4 protein-coding genes are annotated in these 3,475 nt (G+C 71.5%); 1 reads left to right on the top strand and 3 read right to left on the bottom strand.

Annotation, left to right across the window (positions count from 1 at the left end):
• The 3 genes from ACTS11_RS12465 to ACTS11_RS12475 form a co-directional block, all read right to left on the bottom strand.
• The coding region (locus ACTS11_RS12465) for a Hint domain-containing protein (RefSeq protein WP_442640637.1) at positions 1–489 on the bottom strand (489 nt) is incomplete at its 3' end.
• 220 nt (positions 490–709) lie between these two features.
• Complete coding sequence (locus ACTS11_RS12470; protein ID WP_442640638.1) at positions 710–1,654, bottom strand: lipid A-modifier LpxR family protein; 945 nt, start codon at positions 1,652–1,654, stop codon at positions 710–712.
• Between the two features lie 282 nt (positions 1,655–1,936).
• Entirely contained in the window at positions 1,937–2,374 is a 438-nt protein-coding gene (locus ACTS11_RS12475) for a hypothetical protein (protein WP_442640639.1), read from the bottom strand.
• Positions 2,375–2,581: 207 nt separating this feature from the next.
• On the opposite strand from ACTS11_RS12475, the gene ACTS11_RS12480 reads away from it, so the two are divergent.
• A partial coding sequence (locus ACTS11_RS12480) for a glycosyltransferase family protein (RefSeq protein ID WP_442640640.1) occupies positions 2,582–3,475 on the top strand: 894 nt, incomplete at its 3' end.

Consider the following 3,475-nt stretch of genomic DNA (forward strand, 5'->3'; position numbering starts at 1 on the left):
CGCCTGCGGGCCGTCGTCGCGCGTCAGCAGGCGGTCGCCCACGTCGAGATCCTCGATGGCGACCTCGCCGCGGTCGGTCCTGAGGCGCGTGCCGGGCGTGAAGCAGATGACCGAGGGCCGCTCGGAGGGCGCGCGCACAGGCGTGCGGTCGGAACACGCGATGATCGTGTGCTCGCGGTGCGGCTGCGGCAGGCCGTCGGGAAAGAGCAGGACGGGCGGCGCGTCGGCGTCGATGGCGACGGGAACGACCGTGAAGAAGGCGGAACCGTCCGAGACGATGAACGCACCTGAGAACAGCGGATCGCCCTCGTCGAGCGCGGACTCGCGATCGGCAAGACCGGCGGGGCAGGTCGCGGGGCGCTGCAACAGCTTGCGCACCACACGCGCCGCACGGGCGCGGAGCTCCTCGTGATCCCGGCCGGCGGTGAGGACGAGGGCGGCGCCGTCACCCTCCAGCGGCAGAGCCCGGCCATGCCAGCTCCAGCTCATCCCTTCCGCCAGTTCTCGTTGTGATTCTGCCGGTGATCCCTCCAGCAGGGTCTGCGCCCATGCGACCATGAACGCGCCCCGAAAGCTCGTACCCATTGCCCCGCCTCAAGTCACAAAACCTCGCCGTTTCCCGGCGTTATCTCGAAAGGTTAACACGAGTGATTCGGTCTGTGAAGGCACCGATTCGCCGCCGATCGCCCGTGTGGCGCCCCGGACGCCCTCAGAAGCGCAGGTCCACCGAGATCGTTCCGACGACCTGTCCTTCCGGCTGGCCCACGAACTCCTCCGAGAGATAGCTGACGCCGTAGAAGAAGTTGCTGTCGCCGAGGCCGTAGTTCACGCCCGCCCGCAGGCGATGGCGGTGCTCTTCCAGATCGGGGCCCCGGTTCGCGGGCAGGAAGACCGAGTTCGCGACCCAGGCCGTGTCCGCCCCGAGGAGGACGGACCACCCGCCGGGCGCGAAGGCGGAGTTGACCGTGGCGAGGCGCTGGCCGGTGACCTGGTCGCGCAGCCTCAGCCCGTCCTGGCCGAGCGTGCCGATGGTGACGTCGACGCCCGCGCGCGCCAGCGTCTCGACGCCCGCGCGCAGCTCGACGAAGGGCCGCACCTCGCCGAAGCTCAGCGCGACGCTCCGGCCGACCTCGAGGTTGGCGTCGAGGTAGAAGGCGTCGTCGATCTCGGTGGCCGACAGGTTGATGCGGTCGCCGCCGAAGAACTCGTGGATGCCGCTGTGGATGTCCATCAGCCCGGTCTGCGCGCCCGTCACCACGAGGTCGGCCCCCGCCGCTACCTCGAGACCGCGCCAGCCGAAATGCGTCGACGCGCCGAGCCACCAGGAAGCGGCATAGAGCCTGTCCCCCGGCGCGGGCGTCGAGAGGTTGTCGGGCGCGATGATCTCGCCCCGGAGGCGGTATTCCATCAGCTCGAAGGGCCGCGACGGCAGGCTCTCCTGCCAGGCCTCGCCCCGCAGGACGCTGATGCGGACATGGCCGGTGCGCCAGCGGTCGTAGCGGTCCCCGAAGAGGACCCCGTACCAGTCGTTGCCGAAGTCGCGGACGACGCCCAGCGTCTGCCGGCCCCCCGGCATGGCGGGATAGGCGAGTTGCGGCTCGGGCGCGGGCATCACGCCCGAACCGTCGGCAAGGGCGGCGCCCGCCGCCGTCACGCCCGCGAAAACGAAAAGAAAGCCTGCCGCTCGGCAAGGGCCGGTCATCGCCATGTCACTGCCTCGTCTGCTCGCGTGTGCCGCGGGTCTCGCGCCGCCCCTTCGGGACCAGCCTTTGCGGCATGCTTGCAGGGTTGGGAGGCCGCGCGGCAACGGGAACTGCGCGGCAGCGTGCAGAAAGCGCCAAGGTGTTGTTTTTGCGAGACGCCCGCAGGCGGTCACGCAAGGCAAGGCCGCCACCCCCAGGGGATGGCGGCCGGTTGTAGCGGGACGCCCTTGGGATCAGCCCTGGTCGTCGCCCGACATCGCGTCCTGCTCCTCGGAGTAGGTCGAGTACTCGTCCGCGCTCAGGTCGCCGCTCTGGTCGGTGTCGTAGATGAGGAAGAGCACCGCCGCGAACTCCTCGGGGTTCAGGTCGCCGCTCCGGTCGGCATCGGCCGAGGCGAAGTCCTGCTCGTCCCAGGCCATGTTGCCCGTGGCGGACCCGGCCGAGGCCGCACCCGTGGCCCACTCGTCCTCGCTGACCGAGCCGCTGCCATCCGTGTCCCAGGTCTCCATCCCGCTGAGGTTGGCGGCGTAGCCCGTGGTGAACTCCTCCTCGCTCACCGTGCCGCTCTGGTCGGTGTCCATCTGGGTCATGTCCTGCGCGAGCGCGGGCGCCCCCGCGAGAATGGCGATGAGCGCCGCGGCGCCGGTCATCTTCGTCAGGTCGTTCGGCATGATCGTCTCCACTTGTTGCGGGCACCCCCGTGGTGCCGCGACGATCAATCGGCAGCGCGCGCCGTTGTTCCGGGCCAGGCCCCGATCCCCGGCAAGCTCGGCGAAGTCCCGCCCAAGGCGGCCACCGGCCCCCGCACGGAGTTGAACGGCGCGCGCCCCGCCTGCTAGCACGTCCGGCGTGGGGGCTCTCTCCGAGGGGAGCCGGGAATGAACTCGTATCTCGCCGTCCACGCGCGGTCCCTGCCCTATATCGGGGGCATCGTCCGTTTCCTCGAATGCGAACTGGCCGCGAACCATCCCGGGCTCCGGACGCTGGCGATCCGCGACAGCCTCGACGAGGCCGAGATCGCCGCGCCGGCCGTCGTCTACGTCATCGGAGAGCTTCTGCCGCCCTGGACGCGCCGGGCGGGTGTGACCTGCGTGCTGGTGAACTTCTCCGTCGTCGCGATGATCGGCAACCCGCTCGCCATGTCGCTGGAGGGCGCGCGCCTGATCCGGAGCAAGCGCCGCCTGCTCGAGGCCAAACTGCCCCGGGCGGACGCGGTGCTCGACTACTACCCCGCGCAGACGCGGGTTCTGCGCCGCCGCCTCGACCTGCCGGTGATGGGCTTCCTGCCGTGCAGCGACCCGCCGGACCTCGCCCCCGTCCCCCTCGCCGATCGCGAATTCGACCTCTGCTTCGTCGGCGGCCTGTCGCCCCGGCGGCAGCGGGTGCTCGACGCCGCGAGGGCCGCGGGCCTCGGCCTCAGCCCGTCGCAGGGCGGCGACCTCGAGACGCTGAGCGCGCGCGCGCGGCTCACGCTCAACGTCCACATGCAGGCCTCGAACCACCTCGAGATCCCGCGGATCTTGGGGTCGCTTTCGACCGGCACGCCGGTCCTGACCGAGCACAGCCACGGCCTGACCGAGGTGGTGGACAGCGCGAGCGTCCGCCCGGCCCGCGCGGCCGATCTCGTGCCGATGGCGCGGGCGATCCTCGCGGACCCCGCGGCGCTCGCGGCGATGGGACGCGCGGCGGACGCTGCCTACGCCGACTATCGCCGCCGCGCGGTGGCCGCGCTGGCCGAGGCCTCCGCCCGGCGCAGGATGCCGGCGGACGCC

This window comes from Roseicyclus sp., from assembly GCF_052168335.1.
GTDB lineage: Bacteria > Pseudomonadota > Alphaproteobacteria > Rhodobacterales > Rhodobacteraceae > Roseibacterium.

Bases quoted from the DNA above. Each gene is read 5' to 3' on its own strand.
- ACTS11_RS12475 (WP_442640639.1), bottom strand. From the start codon at position 2,374: ATGCCGAACGACCTGACGAAGATGACCGGCGCCGCGGCGCTCATCGCC.